This window comes from Microbacterium murale (genome assembly GCF_014635185.1).
GTDB classification, from domain to species: domain Bacteria; phylum Actinomycetota; class Actinomycetes; order Actinomycetales; family Microbacteriaceae; genus Microbacterium; species Microbacterium murale.
Window position 1 is genome coordinate 70,125 of the sequence record NZ_BMCM01000006.1, and the last position, 17,638, is coordinate 87,762.

13 protein-coding genes are annotated in these 17,638 nt (G+C 66.3%); 4 read left to right on the forward strand and 9 right to left on the reverse strand.

Features of this window, described 5'->3' with window-relative positions:
- Positions 1–20 precede the first annotated feature (20 nt).
- The 5 genes from rpoB to IEV67_RS16195 form a co-directional block, all read right to left on the reverse strand.
- Positions 21–3,515, reverse strand: coding sequence for a DNA-directed RNA polymerase subunit beta (gene rpoB, locus IEV67_RS16175; RefSeq protein WP_188437635.1), 3,495 nt, complete (start codon positions 3,513–3,515; stop codon positions 21–23).
- Positions 3,516–3,713: 198 nt separating this feature from the next.
- A complete protein-coding gene (locus IEV67_RS16180) occupies positions 3,714–5,549 on the reverse strand; it encodes a dipeptide ABC transporter ATP-binding protein (protein WP_188437636.1) in 1,836 nt (611 codons plus the stop codon).
- A gap of 1 nt (position 5,550) precedes the next feature.
- On the reverse strand, positions 5,551–6,501 hold the full coding sequence (locus tag IEV67_RS16185; RefSeq protein ID WP_188437638.1) for an ABC transporter permease: 951 nt from the start codon (positions 6,499–6,501) through the stop codon (positions 5,551–5,553).
- On the reverse strand, positions 6,498–7,502 hold the full coding sequence (locus tag IEV67_RS16190; protein WP_188437640.1) for an ABC transporter permease: 1,005 nt from the start codon (positions 7,500–7,502) through the stop codon (positions 6,498–6,500). Before IEV67_RS16190 ends, IEV67_RS16185 begins: the two co-directional genes overlap by 4 nt.
- A gap of 74 nt (positions 7,503–7,576) precedes the next feature.
- Positions 7,577–9,250: an ABC transporter substrate-binding protein gene (locus tag IEV67_RS16195; RefSeq protein WP_188437641.1), complete on the reverse strand. Its 1,674-nt coding sequence runs from the start codon at positions 9,248–9,250 to the stop codon at positions 7,577–7,579.
- Between the two features lie 180 nt (positions 9,251–9,430).
- Here IEV67_RS16195 and IEV67_RS16200 point away from each other — a divergent pair, with 180 nt between their 5' ends.
- The gene (locus IEV67_RS16200; RefSeq protein ID WP_188437644.1) at positions 9,431–10,684 is read left to right on the forward strand and encodes an LCP family protein; all 1,254 of its coding nucleotides are present in this window, start codon (positions 9,431–9,433) and stop codon (positions 10,682–10,684) included.
- Positions 10,685–10,859: 175 nt separating this feature from the next.
- On the opposite strand, the gene IEV67_RS16205 is transcribed toward IEV67_RS16200, so the two are convergent.
- The 4 genes from IEV67_RS16205 to IEV67_RS16220 are packed head-to-tail and all read right to left on the reverse strand — an operon-like array spanning position 10,860 to position 15,469.
- On the reverse strand, positions 10,860–12,347 hold the full coding sequence (locus IEV67_RS16205) for a glycoside hydrolase family 3 protein (RefSeq protein WP_188437645.1): 1,488 nt from the start codon (positions 12,345–12,347) through the stop codon (positions 10,860–10,862).
- Positions 12,344–13,180, reverse strand: a complete 837-nt coding sequence (locus tag IEV67_RS16210) for a carbohydrate ABC transporter permease (protein ID WP_188437646.1) — start codon at positions 13,178–13,180, stop codon at positions 12,344–12,346. The genes IEV67_RS16205 and IEV67_RS16210 overlap by 4 nt, the downstream gene beginning before the upstream one ends.
- On the reverse strand, positions 13,177–14,157 hold the full coding sequence (locus tag IEV67_RS16215; protein WP_188437648.1) for a carbohydrate ABC transporter permease: 981 nt from the start codon (positions 14,155–14,157) through the stop codon (positions 13,177–13,179). The genes IEV67_RS16210 and IEV67_RS16215 overlap by 4 nt, the downstream gene beginning before the upstream one ends.
- A 25-nt stretch (positions 14,158–14,182) precedes the next feature.
- Entirely contained in the window at positions 14,183–15,469 is a 1,287-nt protein-coding gene (locus IEV67_RS16220; RefSeq protein WP_188437649.1) for a sugar ABC transporter substrate-binding protein, read from the reverse strand.
- Positions 15,470–15,618: 149 nt separating this feature from the next.
- Between IEV67_RS16220 and IEV67_RS16225 the strand changes: the two genes are divergently transcribed.
- The 3 genes from IEV67_RS16225 to IEV67_RS16235 all read left to right on the forward strand — a co-directional run bounded on the left by IEV67_RS16225 (position 15,619) and on the right by IEV67_RS16235 (position 17,635).
- Positions 15,619–16,485, forward strand: a complete 867-nt coding sequence (locus IEV67_RS16225) for a spermidine synthase (RefSeq protein WP_188437651.1) — start codon at positions 15,619–15,621, stop codon at positions 16,483–16,485.
- Between the two features lie 81 nt (positions 16,486–16,566).
- Positions 16,567–17,094 (forward strand): hypothetical protein, encoded by a 528-nt coding sequence (locus tag IEV67_RS16230; protein WP_188437653.1) that lies wholly within the window; start codon positions 16,567–16,569, stop codon positions 17,092–17,094.
- 46 nt (positions 17,095–17,140) lie between these two features.
- Complete coding sequence (locus IEV67_RS16235) at positions 17,141–17,635, forward strand: SprT-like domain-containing protein (RefSeq protein WP_188437654.1); 495 nt, start codon at positions 17,141–17,143, stop codon at positions 17,633–17,635.
- Positions 17,636–17,638: the final 3 nt, after the last annotated feature.

Here is a 17,638-nt window from a genome sequence, read left to right on the forward strand (position 1 = left end):
AGAATTCGTTATCGGCCGGATCAGATCTCGTCGATCGAGGCGGACTCGAATCGGCTGGAGATGTTGATACCGAGCTCCTCCGCTGCGCGGAATGCCTCGTCGTCGGTGTCGCGGAGGTTGACCGTCGTACCGTCAGCCGAGAGGACCTCGACGTTCAGGCAGAGCGACTGCATCTCCTTCATGAGCACCTTGAACGACTCGGGGATGCCGGGCTCCTGGATGTTCTCGCCCTTGACGATCGCCTCGTAGACCTTGACGCGGCCGAGGATGTCGTCGGACTTGATCGTGAGGAGTTCCTGGAGGGCGTATGCGGCGCCATAAGCCTCAAGCGCCCACACCTCCATCTCACCGAAGCGCTGTCCACCGAACTGCGCCTTACCACCGAGCGGCTGCTGGGTGATCATCGAGTACGGACCCGTCGAACGCGCGTGGATCTTGTCGTCGACCAGGTGGTGCAGCTTCAGGATGTACATGTAGCCCACCGAGATCGGCGCCGGGAACGGCTCACCGGAGCGACCGTCGAACAGCTGCGTCTTTCCGGTCGAGTCGATCAGGCGGTCACCGTCGCGCGTCGGCAGCGTCGAATCGAGGAGACCTGCGATCTCCTGCTCTTCCGCACCGTCGAACACCGGGGTCGCGACCTTGGTGCCCGGGGCAGCCTCGAACGCGTCCTTCGGCAGGTTCGCCGCCCACTCCGGCTTGCCCTCGACCTTCCAGCCCTGCTTGGCGATCCACCCGAGGTGGGTCTCCAGAACCTGGCCGAAGTTCATTCGACCGGGGATGCCGAGCGGGTTCAGGACGATGTCGACCGGGGTGCCGTCCGGAAGGAACGGCATGTCCTCGATCGGCAGGATCTTGGCGATGACGCCCTTGTTGCCGTGGCGGCCGGCGAGCTTGTCGCCCTCGGTGATCTTGCGCTTCTGGGCGATGTAGACCACGACGCGGCGGTTGACGCCGGAGCCGAGCTCGTCGTCACCGTCTTCGGCGTTGAACTCCTTGACGGCGATGATCGTGCCCTGCTCGCCGTGGGGCACCTTCAGCGAGGTGTCACGGACTTCGCGGCTCTTCTCGTTGAAGATCGCGCGGAGCAGGCGCTCCTCGGCTGACAGCTCGGTCTCGCCCTTCGGCGTGACCTTGCCGACGAGGATGTCGCCGGGGCGGACCTCGGCGCCGATGCGGATGATGCCGCGCTCGTCGAGGTCCTTCAGCAGCTCAGGGCTGACGTTGGGGAGGTCACGGGTGATCTCCTCCTTGCCGAGCTTCGTGTCGCGGGAATCGACCTCGTACTCCTCGATGTGAATCGAGGAGAGGGTGTCGTCCTTCACGAGGTCCTGGCTGAGGATGATCGCATCCTCGAAGTTGTAGCCCTCCCACGTCATGAACGCGACCAGCAGGTTCTTGCCGAGCGCGAGCTCACCGTTCTGGGTGGCGGGGCCATCAGCGATGACCTCGTTGACCTCGACACGCTCGCCGGCCGACACGAGAACCTTCTGGTTGTAGGAGGTGCCCTGGTTGGAGCGGTCGAACTTGCGGAGGTAGTACTCCTTGGTGCCGCCCTCATCGAGCTGGAGCACGACGCGGTCTGCGGAGACCTCGATGACCACACCGGCCTTGTCGGCGCTGATGACGTCGCCGGCGTCGATGGCCGCGTAGCCCTCCATACCGGTTCCGACCAGCGGCGAGTCGCTGCGCAGCAGCGGCACAGCCTGACGCTGCATGTTGGCGCCCATGAGCGCGCGCTGAGCGTCATCGTGCTCGAGGAACGGCACGAGCGAGGTCGCGACCGACACCATCTGGCGCGGCGAGACGTCCATGTAGCCGATCTCCGTCGGCGCGAACAGGTCGACCTCGCCACCGGGGCGGCGGGCCAGGACGCGCTCTTCGCGGAAGTGGCCGTCGGCCTTGAGCGGCGCGTTGGCCTGAGCGACGATGAAGTCGTTCTCCTCGGAGGCGGTCAGGTAGTCGATGTCATCCGTGACCTGGCCGTCGACGACGCGACGGTACGGGGTCTCGATGAAACCGAAGGAGTTGATGCGCGCGAACGTGGCGAGCGAGCCGATCAGACCGATGTTCGGGCCTTCAGGGGTCTCGATCGGGCACATGCGGCCGTAGTGCGACGGGTGAACGTCACGGACCTCGACACCTGCGCGGTCACGGGACAGACCACCAGGGCCCAGCGCCGACAGGCGACGCTTGTGGGTCAGACCCGCGAGCGGGTTGTTCTGGTCCATGAACTGCGACAGCTGCGACGTTCCGAAGAACTCCTTGATCGCGGCGACGACGGGGCGCACGTTGATCAGGGTCTGCGGCGTGATCGCCTCGATGTCCTGCGTGGTCATGCGCTCGCGGACGACGCGCTCCATACGGGAAAGACCCGTGCGGACCTGGTTCTGGATGAGCTCGCCGACGGCGCGGATGCGACGGTTGCCGAAGTTGTCGATGTCATCGGTCGACATGCGGATCTCGGCCTTCTTGCCGCTGCGGAGACCCTCGAAGGTCTCGTCGCCACGGTGCAGACGCACGAGGTACTTGATGGTCGCGACGATGTCCTCGACGGTCAGCACCGACGAGTCCAGCGGCTGGTTCAGGCCCAGCTTCTGGTTGATCTTGTAGCGACCGACCTTCGCGAGGTCATAGCGCTTCGCGTTGAAGTAGAAGTTGTCCAGCAGCGCGCGGGCAGCCTCGGCGGCGACCTGCTCGCCCGGACGGAGCTTGCGGTAGATGTCGCGCAGCGCGTCTTCCTTGGTGAGGATGGTGTCCTTCGCCAGGGTCTCCTCGATGGAGGGGTACCCGGCGAACTCGACGAGGATCTCCTCGCTGGTCATACCCAGCGCCTTGAGGAAGACGGTGACGGACTGCTTGCGCTTGCGGTCGATGCGCACGCCGACCTGGTCGCGCTTGTCGATCTCGAACTCGAGCCATGCACCGCGGCTCGGGATGACACGGGCGGAGACGATGTCCTTGTCGGAGGTCTTGTCGGGGCTCTTGTCGAAGTAGACACCCGGCGAGCGCACCAGCTGAGAGACGACGACACGCTCGGTGCCGTTGATGATGAAGGTTCCGCGGCTGGTCTGCAGCGGGAAGTCGCCCATGAAGACGGTCTGAGTCTTGATCTCACCGGTCTGGTGGTTCATGAACTCGGCCTCGACGTAGAGCGGGGCCGCGTAGGTCTTGCCACGCTCCTTGCACTCGTCGATCGAGTACTTCTCAGGCTCGAGGTACGGGTTCGTGAAGCTCAGCTGCATCGTCTCGCTGAGATCTTCGATCGGAGAGATCTCCTCGAAGATCTCCTCCAGACCGCTGAACTCGTTGAGATCCTTGCGACCGGCCTTCTTGCCTTCTGCGACACGAGCCTTCCAGGCGTCGTTGCCGACGAGCCAGTCGAAGGACTCCGTCTGCAGCGCGAGAAGGTCAGGGACCGTCAGCGTGTCGGAGATCTTGGCGAACGAAAGACGGGAAGCTCCGCGTCCGTTCTTGTTGGTGGTGGATGTGGATGCGTTGCGAGCAGCAGCCAAGGGAATAACCTCCGTGAGCCCCGCAGGGCTTCTCGATTCCTTTGTCGTCAGGTGGAGTGCGCACTCTGTTGCTCAACATCTACCGACCACCATATGAGGGCAGGGAGAACCGAGGCGCAAAGAACAACTATACGTCCGATTTCACGACATGGCAAGTAGAGTCCTTGACCAATCTTGAAACCTGCGGTAAAAGCAGCCTCAGGCGATGTTCAGTTCGTTGCCGGGGATCGAGGCCAGCAGGCGACGCGTGTAGGGGTCGCGCGGATTCGTGAAGATCTCCTCGCTCGTCGCCGCCTCCACGAGAACGCCGTCCTTCATCACGCAGACGTAGTCGCTGATCAGTCGCACGACCGCGAGGTCGTGCGAGATGAAGAGGTAGCTCAGCCCGTACTCGCGCTGCAGGTCGCCCAGCAGCCGCAGGATCTGATCCTGCACCAGCACGTCGAGCGCCGAGACCGGCTCATCGCACACGATCAGGTCCGGCGAGAGCGCCAGCGCCCTGGCGATCGCGACGCGCTGACGCTGACCGCCGGACAGTTCGGACGGATACCGGCGCAGCATCGACTGCGGCAGCGCGACGTCATCGAGCAACTGCCGCACGCGCTTCCGGCGATCGGCGCTGCTGCCCCGCCGGTAGAACTCCAGCGGCTCGGCGATCAGCCTCTCGATCGTGAACATCGGATTCAGGCTCGAGTACGGATCCTGGAAGATCGGTTGCACGCGCTGACGGAAATCGCGCGTCTCCGCGCGGCTGAGGGTCGAGATGTCCTTGCCCTCGAACCTGATCAGTCCGCTGGTCGGCTCGATCACCTTCAGCAGCATCCGCGCGGTGGTGGTCTTGCCCGAGCCGGACTCCCCCACGATCGCGACGGTCTCGCCGCGCGGGATCACGAGCGACACATCCTTCACCGCGACGAAGTCCTCGCCACGGCCGCGCACCGGGTAGACCTTCGTGAGGTTCTCGAACTCGACGATGTTGTCGGTGGCGGATGCTGAGGGCTCGGATGCTGCGCCGTCAGGCGTTGCGGTTTCGTCTCGCTGCGCTCGCTCAACCCGTTTCGTCACTTCGACTCGCTTCGCTCGCTCAGTACGGCGCTCGCTCCGCTCGCTCAACGACCCGTCACCGGAATCCCCCCGCGAAGGTGTGCCGTCGGCCCGCGAGGGCTCACCATCCTTTGGAGCGGAGAAGGCCTCGGGGCGCAGGCGCGCGATCGCGACGGAGGGAGCAGCAGCGACGAGGGACTGCGTGTACGGATGCTGGGGGTCCTCGAGGATCTGCTTCGCAGCGCCCTGTTCGACGACCTTGCCGCGGTGCATCACGATCACGCGCTCAGCGCGTTCGGCGGCGAGACCAAGGTCGTGCGTGATCAGCAGCACGGCCGTGCCGAGCTCGCGGGTCATCGCGCCGATCTGATCGAGGATCGTCTGCTGCACCGTGACATCCAGCGCGCTGGTCGGCTCGTCCGCGATCAGCAGCCGAGGCTTGCAGGCGAGACCGATCGCGATCAGCGCACGCTGCCGCATGCCGCCGGAGAACTCGTGCGGATACTGCTTGGCGCGCTTCGCGGCGTCGGGAAGGCCCGCGGCCTCGAGAGCCTCGACGACCTTCGCCGAGACGTTCTGCCGGTTCGCGAGCCCGTGTGCGAGCAGGGTCTCGGCGACCTGCGTCCCGATCTTCGCGACCGGGTTGAGGTTCGACATCGGGTCCTGCGGCACAAGGCCGATGTGGCGTCCGCGGATCGCACGCATCTCGTGCTCGGGCGCCTTCGAGATCTCACGACCGTCGAGGCGGATGCTGCCTGCGGCGATGCGACCGCCACCGGCGAGGAGCCCGATGATGGCCATCGCCGTCGTGGACTTGCCCGATCCGGACTCCCCCACGATCGCGACGGTCTCGCCTTCGGAGATCTCGAGGTCGACACCCTCGACGGCGTGCACGACCCCGTCGGTGGTGTTGAAGTCGACGGCGAGGCCCTCGACCGAAAGCAGCGGAGTGCCCATGTGCGGTTCCTTGGTGATGTCAGTGGTAGCCATCTCAGCGCGCCCTCGTCCTCGGGTCCATCGACTCTCGCAGCGATTCGCCGAACAGTGTGAAGCCGAGCGCGGTGACCGCGATGCAGATGCCGGGGAAGAACGCCAGCCACGGTGCGATCGCGAGCTCGCTCTGCGCGTATGTCAGCATCCGCCCCCACTCGGCCGTCTCGGGGCGTCCGCCGCCGAGACCGAGGAAGGAGAGCGCTGCCGCATCGATCACAGCGGTGGCCAGCGTCAGCGTGCCCTGCACGATGACCGGCCCTATCGCGTTGGGCAGCACGTGCGACATCGTGATGCGTCCACGGCCGAGGCCGAGCGTCTGCGCCGAGAGCACGTAGTCGCTCGAGCGCTGCTGCAGCATCGACGCGCGAAGCAGGCGCGCGAAGATCGGCACCTGCGACGCCCCGATCGCGATCATCACCGCATACGGCGTCTGACCGAGGATCGCTGCGATCGAGACCGCGAGCAGCAGGTTCGGCACCGACAGGATGATGTCGACGATGCGCATGATGACCGTGTCGACCCAGCCGCCGAACGTGCCGGCGACCAGCCCGAGGATCATGCCGCCGACCAGACCCATCGCGGTCGAGATGACGCCGACCATGAGAGAGGCCTGTGCGCCCCAGATGAGCTTGGACAGCACGTCTCCGCCGAAGCGGTCGAGTCCGAGCGGGAACTCCGGGAGCTCCCCAGGTCCGGGGATGTGCGTCGGCGTGATGAACTTCGCGCCGGGCAGCGCAGTCTCTGGGTACGGCGCGAGGATCGGCGCGAGCGCCGCGACGAGCAGGAACAGCAGCACGATCACGGCGCCCGTCCACGCCGTCGGGCTGTGGCGGAGACGCCGGAAGACGTCTTGCCAGAAGCCGCCGCCGGAATCCTTCAGATCGGTCTGAGCGAGCGAGACCGTGTCGATGATCTCGCCGCCCTGCGCGGGGGGAAGGGGAATGCTCATTGGACCCTCACTCTCGGGTCGATCAGGCTGTAGGAGACATCCACCGCGAGGTTGATCAGCGCGTACGCGATCGCGATGAAGATGATGAAGCCCTGCAGCACGGGGAAGTCACGCGTGAAGATCGCCCTGGCCAGGAACGATCCGATTCCCGGATAGGCGAACACGGTCTCTGTCAGCACCGCTCCGGAGATCAGCAGACCGGTCTGCAGACCGATCGTGGTGACGACGGGGAGCAGGGCGTTGCGGAGGATGAACCGTCCCCGCAGCGTCGAATTGGCGACTCCCTTCGCCCGGCCGGTGCGCACGTAGTCGGCGTTCTGCACTTCGAGGACGCTGGCCCTCGTGATGCGCACGATGATCGCGAGCGGGATGGTGCCGAGCGCGAGCGCGGGGAGGATGAGGTGCAGGATCGCATCCCATGACGCGTCGAACTCGCCCGTGATGATTCCGTCCCACACGTAGAACCCCGTGGGGTGGGTGGCGTCGATCCTCGGGCTCTGCCTGCCGTCGGCCGGAAGCCAGCCGAGCTGCACCGCGAAGATGTACTTCAGGATGAACGCCAGGAAGAACACCGGGATCGTGATGCCGACCAGGCTCAGCACGACCGCGGCGTGATCGCTGAACTTTCCGTGCCGCCGTGCGGCCCAATAGCCGAGGGGTATGCCGACGCCGATCGCGATGATCAGCGCTGCGATCGACAGCTCAATCGTCGCGGGGAAGCGCCGGAAGAACTCCTCCAGCACCGGGCGGTTGGTCTGGATGGATGTGCCGAAGTCGCCCTGCAGCAGTCGTCCGATCCAGACGAAGTACTGCTCGATGAGGGGCTTGTCGAATCCGTAGAGCTCGTTGACCCGTTCGATCGCGTCGGGCGTGGCCTTCTCTCCGAGAAGCGCCACGGCCGGCCCGCCGGGGAGGGCCCTGACCCAGGCGAAGAGCAGGATGCTCAGACCGAACAGGGTGGGGATGAGGAACAGCAGTCGCCTGCCGATGGTGCGCAGCAAGAAGTACTCCCAGCGATTTCAGGTGCGGCGGCACCCCACCCCCGTGCAGGGGCGGGGTGACGCCGCGTGAACCCTTACTTGGTGAGGACGATGTCCGTGAAGACCTCGTCGTTCACCGGGCTGGCAGGGTAGCTCTCGACCCGCGAGTCGAAGGCCAGGGTGGGAGCGGGGTGTGCGAGCGGGACGCCGGGGATGAACTCGGCGACCATCTCGTTGATGTCCTCGTACAGCGGAGTCTGCTCATCGAGATCGGCGACACCACGTGCCTCGGCCAGTGCCGAGAACAGCTCCGGGTTGTCGAAGCCCCACTCCGAGCTCTGCGCACCGAAGAAGACGCCGACGAAGTTGTCGGTGTCGTTGTAGTCGCCGGTCCAGCCGAGCAGGTGGATGCCGTGGTTCGACGTGCCGGTAGTGCGGTCGAGGTATTCGACCCACTCCTCCGAGACCGGGGTGGTCTCCACACCGGCTTCGGCGAGCTGCGACGACAGCACGGTGAAGATCTGCTCGGGGTCCGGCATGTACGGACGCGAGACGTTGACCGGGTAGTTGAAGTCGAGCTTCAGCGGGTTGGACTCGTCGTAGCCGGCCTCGGCCAGCAGAGCCTTCGCCTTGTCGACGTCGTACTCGTAGGTCGTGACGTCCTCGTTGTAGCCGTTGACGACCTCGGGGATGAACTGCGTCGCCTTCTGCGTGCCCTCTGGCAGCACCTGGCTGATCAGCGCATCCTTGTCGATCGCGTACGACAGCGCCTCGCGCACCTTCGGGTCCTGAAGCTCAGGGATCTGCTGGTTGAACGCCAGGTACAGGATCGTGAACGGCGGACGCGGAACCATGGTGAAGCCGTCTTCTTCGAGCGCGGCCGTGTCGGCGGGGCCGACCAGGTCGTAGCCGTCGATGTCGCCGGCCTCGAGGGACTGGCGACGCGCGGTCGGGTCGTCGATCGTGCGGAAGATGATCTCCTCGATCTGGCCCTTCTCACCCCAGTAGTCGGGGTAGGACTTCAGCGTGACCTGCTCGCCGGGTGCCCACTCCTCGAACTGGAACGGCCCGGTGCCGACCGGGTGCCCCATGGCGTACTCGGAAAGAGCAGGGGCTTCGGCCGAGCCGCCGACCTCGTCAGCCGCGAATTCCTGCATGGCCGCCGGGCTCTGCATGGCGAATGCCGGCAGCGACAGTGCCGGGATGAATCCGGCGAACGGCTTGTTCAGCTCGACCGTGACGCTGTAGTCGCCGTCGGGCGTGCAGGACTTGTACACCGCGTCGGCGGGGTTGGATGCGTAGCCGTGGAACAGCTTGTTGTAGTAGTAGCCGAAGGCCTCGGATGCTGCGAGGCCGGTCCAGTTGTACCAGCGGTCGAAGTTGACGCAGACGGCTTCGGCGTTGAACGGAGTGCCGTCCTGGAACGTGACGTCCTCCTTCAGCGTGAAGGTGTAGGAGAGGTTGTCCTCGGACGGCTCCCACGACTCGGCGAGCAGCGGTGCGGGGTCCGCCGTGCCGGGCTCGGTGCCGACGAGACCCTCGAAGATCTGGCGCGAGACGCGGAAGGTCTCGCCGTCTTGAGCGAACGCGGGGTCGAGGCTGGCCGGGTCGGAGGATGCTGCGAAGACGAACGTGCTGTCGACGTCGCCCTCTGCATCTCCTGAGTCATCGCCGCGATCGCTGGCGACGCAACCCGCGAGCAGCATCGCTGCGATCGCGGTGCCGGTGACGGCGATCAGCCCTCGTCGACGCATGGATGTGTGGTGCATGCTGTGTACCTTCCCTGTTGGGGCGCTTCATTGCGCGTGCCGAGGCGTCGTTGCCGCGATACACGTGATGCATCGACGTTACCCAGCGCGCTCTTGGAATCCAAACGCATCCATGTTGCGATCCGGTATCAGCTGCGTAACAGCCCCGTGTTACCGTCAGGCAGGATCGGAGGACCACGGATGAAGAAGGTGCCTGATGCACTCCACCGCTCGACGGTCGCTCGCCATGCGACGCTGCCGTCGCCGACCCGGACATCGACCGGCCTGAAGCTGCTGGGCGCTGCGCTCGCCGCCGTGCTGGTCGCGGCGATCGGCGTCGGAGCGTTCATCGCGATCGACCTCGCCACGCGAGCGACGGCGGATTCCGTCGGCCTCGAGGGCGCTCCCGAGATCGCGCCGCCCGCCCTCGGCGAGTATCCCGGTGCATTCGATGTGCTCGTGCTCGGAACGGACGAGTGCGGCCCGATCTCCGAGCAGTGGCTCGGCGAGCGCTGCGAGGAGAGCGACGCCGGCATCCTGAACGACGCGAATCTGCTCGTGCACGTGTCTGAGAACCCTCGGCGGGTGACGGTCGTGTCGTTCCCTCGCGACCTGATGGTCGAGGTGCCCGAGTGCACGCGCGAGGACGGCTCCGAGGCATCCGCGCAGGGAACGCAGTCGCTCAACAGCGTGTACGAGCATGCCGGGCTGTCGTGCGTCGCGCAGACCATCACCGAGCTCACCGACGTTCCGATCGGCTTCGCCGCGAAGCTGAGCTTCGACGGCGTGATCCAGATGACCGACGCGATCGGCGGCGTCGAGGTGTGCATCGCCGAGCCGGGGATCAGCGACACCCAGACCGGCATCGACTGGCCGGCCGGCACCCGCAACGTGCAGGGCCTCGAGGCGCTGCAGTTCCTGCGCACACGCCACGGTGTGGGCGATGGGAGCGACCTCGCGCGCATCTCGAACCAGCAGCAGTACATGTCGCGCCTGGCGAAGAAGATCCTCAGCGACGAGGTGCTCAGCGACCCGTCGAAGGTGCTGCGCCTGGCGAACACCGTGGCGGAGAACATCGTGCCCAGCGACACGCTCTCCAACCCTCTGACGCTCGGCCAACTCGCCCTCGCGGTGAAGGACGTGCCGTTCGACGACTTCGTGTTCGTGCAGTATCCGAGCTTCACCGATCCGTCCGATCCCAACAAGGTCGTGCCGGACTACGACGCCGCCACCGCACTGTGGGATGCTCTCGCCGCGAATCAGTCCCTCGAGCTCACCGGCGGCGCGAGCCCCAACGGCGGCGTGGAGGAAGTGACCCCGACGAACGAGCCCGCACCTGAGGAAACCGCCGCCCCCGAGGACCCGGCAGCGCCGGACGACCGGGCGACGCTGCCTCCCGAGCTCTCCGGGACGAACGTCGGGCAGGACACCTGCTCTGCGGGCAACCTGAACTGAGGCGCTCTGGCGCGTCTTCAGTCGTTCGGGAGGTGTCGCTTATGGTCGCCCGAGCTCGGTTGACGCGGCCATTCGCGCCACCTCCCACAAAGTGGTCGCTCTGGAGGTGTCGCTTATGGTCGCCCGAGCTCGGTTGACGCGGCCATTCGCGCCACCTCCTGCGGCGTGTTGCGCGTCAGCGCCCGAGCAGCAGGTCGCGAGCGGCCTCGGCACCGACGCGGCTGGCCGCCGAGACTTCGACGATCGGAAGAGGCAGCGGATGCCGGGCCGGCAGGCCCACGTTGACGACGACGGCGTCCGGATCACGGCTTGCCGCGAGCTCCACGAGCGCCCGCTGCGCGTCGGCGACGTCGGGTCGGTCGATCAGCAGGACGACGCGCCCTTCAGCCGCGATGGCAGCGTTCAGCGCAGCATCCCGTTCCTCGTCCGTCGCGCGGTCGACGTCCAGCCGCACGCGGAAGCCGCCTTCCGCGAGACTCTCGGCGACGTACGACGCGGCGCTGTCGACCGCGAGCGTCGAGCGCCGGCGGGCGTCGATGACGGAAAGAGCGGATGCCGCGGCATCCGCCGTCGCGTCTGTCGCAACCGTGACGCGCAATCCACGCCGCACGATCTCCGCGGCGTCATATGGCGCCCGGTCCGGCGCCTCCGCGACGGTTCCTGCGACCTTCGTCGCCAGCATCCGCACCCGATCGCGTGCCTGCTCGACGCGCTCGCGCGGCAGAGTGCCGTCGCGCAGCGCGGCGACGATCGCCTCGCGTGCCGAGAGATAGTCGCGCTCGTCCTGATCGGCATGGGCAGCAGAGCCCGGGTTGGTCGGGTTGCCGATGCACAGCAGATCGGCGCCGGCGGCCAAAGCCTGCACCGCCCCGCCACCGATGCCGACCGACTCGCGAACTGCTGCCATGTCGAGCGCGTCGGTGATGATCACACCCTCGAATCCCATCTCACGCAGGCGTCCCAGCACTGCGGGGTTCAGCGTCGCCGGTCGCTCTCCCCATGCGGGGACGACGATGTGCGCGGTCATGATCGAGTCCACGCCTGCGGCGATCGCAGCGCGGAACGGCTCGAGGTGCACGTCCTCGATCTCGGCGGGATCCAGCGTGATCACGGGCAGCGCATGGTGCGAGTCGAGATGCGTGTCGCCGTGACCGGGGAAATGCTTGACGCACGCGGCCACTCCCCCGTGCTGCAAGCCCTCTACCGTGGCCACGACGTGGCGCGAGACGAGCGCGGCGTCCGCCCCGAACGAACGAACGCCGATCACCGGATTGCGCGGGTCGGTGTTCACGTCGGCGACGGGCCCGAGTACGACGTTGATGCCGGCCGCCCGTGCACGGCGGGCGAGCTCTGCTCCGGTGGACTCGGTCGCGGCGAGGTCGTCGACGATGCCGAGCTGCGCGGCTCCGGGCAGCGTCGAGCCGGTGCCGACCTCGAGTCGGGTGACGCTGCCGCCCTCCTCATCGATGCCGATCAGCGCGCGCGGGTTGGCCGCACGGATCTGGGCGCTGAGCGCCGGAAGCTCGGCGGAGATGTTCTGACCGAAGTACACGACGCCGGCGAGATCGTCCTCGAGCGCCGCGCGCAGCCACGCCGGAGCCTCGGTCCCGAAGAACCCCGGCCACAGCACGCTGTTGGCGAGACGGGTGAGCTCGTCCGTCATCCCTTCACCGCTCCGGCGACCATGCCGCTGGCGAGCCGGCGCTGCACGATCACGAAGAAGATCATGACGGGGATCGTGATGATCGTCGATGCGGCCATGATGCTGCCCCAGTCGTTGGAGTGCAGGCCGAAGAACGACTTCAGGCCGATCGCGACCGTGTACTGGTCGCTCGCTCCGCCGAGCATCGTCATGGCGAAGATGAACTCGTTCCACGCCGTGATGAAGCTGAAGATGCTCGTCGCGACGAGGCCGGGCATCACCAGCGGCAGCAGCACCGAGCGGAACATGCGCCACCAGCTCGCGCCGTCGATGTACGCCGCCTCCTCCAGCTCGACCGGGACGGCGGCGACGAAGCCGCGCAGCATCCAGATGCCGAACGCGAGCGAGAGAGCGACGTACACGATCATCAGACCGATGATGCTGTTGAGCAGTCCGAGGCTCTTCACCTGCAGGAACAGTGGGATGACCAGCGCCTCGAGCGGCACCATCTGCACCACGAGGATCATCATCAGGATGGTGGTGCGGAACTTGAACTTGAACCGCGCCACCGCGACAGCGGCGAGCAGGCAGACCAGTGCGCTGACCAGAACCGTCACGAGCGCGACGATCGCGGAGTTGCGGAGGAAGACGCCGAAGCCGCCCTCGGTGAAGACGAATGTGAAGTGGTCGAAGGTGAGCTCTTCGGGGAAGAACGAGCGCCCGCCGCTGGAGGCGTTCTTGTCGAACGCACTGGAGATCATCCAGTACACCGGGAAGAGCGTGAAGACCAGGACCGCGGCGACAGCGACGCCGATGCCGACCTTCGACAGGACGGACTTGTTGTTCGGGTTCACAGTTCGTCCTCCTTCATGAGCGAGCGGATGTACACGATCGTGATGCCGATCAGCGCCAGGGTCAGCAGCACCGCGAGCGCGGCACCGAAGCCGTAGCGGTTCTGACCGAATGATTCGACGTACGACCAGACGCCGAGGTTGAGCACAGAGCGGTTCGATCCCGAGCCGCCGGGCATCAGATACACCTGCGCGAAGACCTTGAAGTCCCAGATGGTCGACAGGATGATCACCACGGAGAACACGGGGCGCAGAGTCGGGAAGATGATGCCCCAGAAGCGGCGCCAGGCGCCGGCGCCATCGAGGGCTGCGGCCTCGAGCATCTCCTTGGAGACGCCGAGCAGACCAGCGAGCACGGTGATCGCGACGAACGGGAAACCGTGGTGCACGACGTTCAGCAGCACGATCGCGTAGAAGGACCACTGATTCGTGAACCAGTTCACCGACTCGTCGATGAGGCCGAGGCTGCGCAGCATGTCGTTGAAGACGCCGCGATCGGCGTCGAAGATGAAGGTCCACACGTAGGTGCCGGTGACAGCCGGCATCGCCCACGCGATCATGATGCAGCTGGAGACGATCAGGCGCCAGGTCGTGCCGAGCCGCTGCAGCAGCAGCGCCACGAGCGTGCCGACGGCGACCGTGGCCAGCACCGCGACGGCGGCGAAGCCGACGGTGTTCGGCAGGACGACAGTCCACAGTGTCGGGTTGGTCAGCGCCTCGACGTAGTTGTCGAAGCCGATGAAGTTCGACTCTCCGGTGTTGATCTCCCGCAGCCCGTAGTCCTGCAGCGAGTAGATGAAGACCTGCACCAGCGGCCACAGCATGAGCACCGCGAGGATCGCGAGCCCGGGGGCGAGGAGCAGCCAAGGACGGGCCTTGGCAATGGAGAGGAACCGATTTGATCGGCGGCCACCGGCCACGGAGGCGGGGGTGTTCCCCGCCTCCGTGGGTGTCGGCAGCGGTGCGTGCACCGTCGACATAGGAGAGTTATTGCCTAACTGGTCGTTACTGGTTGAGCAGTTCGGTCATCTCGGCTGCGGCATCCTTCGTCGCGGTGGCGACGTCCTTCTGCCCGCTGAGGATCGACTGGATCATCGCGTTGGTGGTCTTCTTCGCCTGGACGGCTCCGAAGTTCGGGGTCACCGGCACGGATCCGCCACCATCGACCATCTGCTCTGCGAACGGTGCGACGAGCGGGTCGGTCGAGGCGAGAGCCTCTTCCATTGCCGAGGCGACGCCCGGGAAGTAACCGGTCTGCTCAGCCCACTGCTCGGCGTACTCGCCCGTGGTCATGAACTTGACGAACTCCCACGCGAGGTCGGCGTTCTTCGTGGTGTTGAAGATCGACAGGTGCGATCCGCCGAGCACCGACGGGGCGATGTCGCCGTCTTCACCCGGGATCACGGCTGCGCCGAGCTTGCCCTCGAGGTCGGGGTTCGTCTCGATCAGCGCGTTCGGCGTCCACGAGCCGGACAGCATCATCGCGACCGTGCCCTGCGTGAACGCGTCACGGATGTCGGTCTCCTTCCACGTGGTCGCACCTGCGGAGGAGAAGCCGTGCTTCGTGGCCAGGTCGGTGTAGAACTGGATGCCGGCCTGCGACTTCTCGCTGTCGAGCTCGCTCGTCCATTCGCCGTCCTTCTCCGTGGCGATCTCGCCACCGGCGCCCCAGACCCACGGGTACACGAAGAACTCGGAGTCTCCGGCAACGGGGAACGCGAGCATCTCGGGGTGCGCGGCCTTGATGGCCTCGCCAGCGGTGACGATGTCGTCCCACGTCTTCGGAGCCTCGAGTCCCAGCTCTTCGAAGATGTCGGCGCGGTAGACGATCGAGCGCACACCGGCGTACCACGGCATGCCGTAGAGCTCTTCGTCGTAGGTGCCGGCGACTTCGAGGCCCTCGACGAGGTCGTCGCGGAGGCCGTCTTCGGCGTCGACGTACTCGTCGAGCGGAACGAGCGCGCCGGCGTCGGCGAACTCTGCGGTCCAGGTGGTGCCGGTCTCGGCGATGTCGGGGGTCGTGCCGCCGGCGATCGAGGTCACGAAGCGATCGTGGGCGTCTGCCCACTGCACCTCTTCGAACTCGACGGTCGCGCCGGTCTCCTCCTTGAACGCCGAGGAGACCTCGTCGAGGAATGCGGTGGAGTCGGGGTTGGTGCCCTGCATGATCCAGACGCTGAGGGTCTGGTCCTCACCGTCGGCCGAGCCACTGCCCGTGTCGCCGGAACATGCGGCGAGGCCCAGTGCTGCCGTGACGCCCAGCGCCACGATGGGAAGAATGCGCTTCTTCATCTGGTGAATCTCCTCATTGAAAAGTGCCTCGGCGCACAACGGTTGCATGCCGATCAGTAAAAAGTATTCATCACTAACAAAATGCCTGCAACTTGTGCGCTGGATCGTCATAGACCTGTAACACGCCCGTCCCGCATAGGCTCAGGAGCATGGGACGGACGCGAGCTCGGGATGCCGAACACCCCGAGGCACGCCTCGACCACGGCGGGATCGCTCGGGTGATCCCCTCGGAGTTCACGAGCGGCTTCGAGTTGATCGTCGACGACACACCGCAGTCGCACGTCGACCTCGACGACGCCACACATCTGCATTTCGAGTACGTCGTCCGCATGGGCGCGGTGATCGATCAGCTGACCTCGGCGGGTGCGCCGCTGACCGCGGTGCACCTCGGCGCCGGAGCGCTGACCATCCCGCGCTACATCGAGGCGACCAGGCCGGGGTCGCGTCAGCAGGTGATCGAACTCGAGGCGCCGCTCGCGGCTCTCGTGCGCGAGCACCTGCCGCTGCCGCGCGGTGCTTCCATCCGCATCCGGATCGGGGACGCGCGCGCTGGTGTTCAGAAGCTGCCGCCCGCGCTCACCGGCGCCTGCGATCTTGTCGTCTCGGATGTGTACTCCGGCGCGCAGACGCCCGCTCACCTGACCAGCGTGGAGTTCTACCGCGAGCTGTCAGGGCTCCTCGCCCCGACCGGAGTGCTGCTCGTCAACGTCGCCGACGGCCCAGGCCTCGCGTTCGCGAGACGCCAGGTCGCCACGATCGCCCACGTGCTCCCCGAGGTCGCGCTGCTCGCCGACACCCAAGTGCTCAAAGGCCGTCGGTTCGGGAATCTGGTGATCGCAGCATCCGCTTCTCCCCTGCCCACCGAATGGCTGCCCCGGATGCTGGCGGCCGGCCCCCATCCGGCGAAGATCGCGCAGGATGCCGAGGTCGCCGCCTTCGCGAAAGGTGCGCGGATCGTCACGGATGCGGATGCTGTGGCATCCCCGAAGCCGGACGCGTCGATCTTCCTGCGTTGAAATCACACTCCGGGGCGTGCCGCCGGCTCGTCTGGTGATCCGACAGGCAGACTGGAGCGAGGCGCTGCGGAGGGAGAGCACATGGGTTACATCAAGGGTTACGATCCAGAGACTCTTCGTGAGTTGGTCGACAAGATCGAGTGCGCGCAGCGGCTGGTCGAGATCGAGTCGCAGCGCAGCCTGCCGGCGCTGCTCGAGCGCGTCTGGCTCCTCAAAGTGCTCGATCAGCTCGACGACGCACTGAAGCTCTCGGACGAATCCGTGCGAGTGGCGCGGATGGCCGGCACCCGCAAAGACGTTCTGCGCGCACGAGTGCTGCACGCGACGATCCTGCAGTACCGCGGCGCGTACGCCGCAGCCGAGCAGGAACTCGCGACCTGCGCATCCGAGGCCGAAGGGCAGGGGTGGGCGTCGATCGCGGCGTTCGCATACCAGCACCACGGCAAGAACGCCTACGACGCCGGCGACTTCGATGAAGCGCGCACGAGCCTCAAGCAGGCGCTGTTCCTGCGTCGCGAGGCCGGCGCCGCGGATGCCGAGCTCGAGGTCGCGCTGCTCGCGATCGAGGCTGCGGAGAAGCGCCGCACCGGGCAGCTCGTCGGGAGCTGACCTGGCCGACTCCCCCATTGTCGGCGGGATGATTTACTCTTGGCGCATGGCGGAACTTGACCGTGTGCGCATCTGGGGAGACGCACTGATTCGGTTGCATCTCGACGACTCGTGGTCGTTCGGCTTCGACCACGCGAAGCGTCGTGCCGGGCAGTGCGATTTCCGGGCGAAGCGCATCACGGTGTCGCGCTATCTCGCTGCGCGCTTCGAAGATGATGAGATCCATCAGGTGCTGCTGCACGAAGTGGCGCACGCGCTTGCCGGACACCGGGCCGCGCACGGGGCGAAATGGAAGCACATCGCCCGCGACATCGGCTACGTCGGTGGCACGACGCACCACGGCGAGACGGCGGAAGAGCTCGCGCCGTGGATCGGCACGTGCCCCGCCGGCCACGTCACGTACCGGCACCGCCGACCCAGCAGGGCGACCTCGTGCGTCAAGTGCTCGCGCACGTTCGACCCGCGTTTCGAGTTCACCTGGACCCGCCGCGAGATCACGGCGGCGGCGAAGCTGGCCGCGCAGATGCCGCGCGAGCAGTAGCCC

What these genes read in the sequence shown, in the direction of transcription:
- IEV67_RS16235 (WP_188437654.1), top strand. Translation starts at nt 17,141, where the DNA reads ATGGCGGAACTTGACCGTGTGCGCATCTGGGGAGACGCACTGATTCGG.
- IEV67_RS16220 (WP_188437649.1), bottom strand. Translation starts at nt 15,469, where the DNA reads ATGAAGAAGCGCATTCTTCCCATCGTGGCGCTGGGCGTCACGGCAGCA.
- IEV67_RS16185 (WP_188437638.1), bottom strand. Translation starts at nt 6,501, where the DNA reads ATGAGCATTCCCCTTCCCCCCGCGCAGGGCGGCGAGATCATCGACACG.
- IEV67_RS16200 (WP_188437644.1), top strand. Translation starts at nt 9,431, where the DNA reads ATGAAGAAGGTGCCTGATGCACTCCACCGCTCGACGGTCGCTCGCCAT.
- IEV67_RS16195 (WP_188437641.1), bottom strand. Translation starts at nt 9,250, where the DNA reads ATGCACCACACATCCATGCGTCGACGAGGGCTGATCGCCGTCACCGGC.
- IEV67_RS16230 (WP_188437653.1), top strand. Translation starts at nt 16,567, where the DNA reads ATGGGTTACATCAAGGGTTACGATCCAGAGACTCTTCGTGAGTTGGTC.
- IEV67_RS16180 (WP_188437636.1), bottom strand. Translation starts at nt 5,549, where the DNA reads ATGGCTACCACTGACATCACCAAGGAACCGCACATGGGCACTCCGCTG.
- IEV67_RS16215 (WP_188437648.1), bottom strand. Translation starts at nt 14,157, where the DNA reads ATGTCGACGGTGCACGCACCGCTGCCGACACCCACGGAGGCGGGGAAC.
- IEV67_RS16205 (WP_188437645.1), bottom strand. Translation starts at nt 12,347, where the DNA reads ATGACGGACGAGCTCACCCGTCTCGCCAACAGCGTGCTGTGGCCGGGG.
- IEV67_RS16225 (WP_188437651.1), top strand. Translation starts at nt 15,619, where the DNA reads ATGGGACGGACGCGAGCTCGGGATGCCGAACACCCCGAGGCACGCCTC.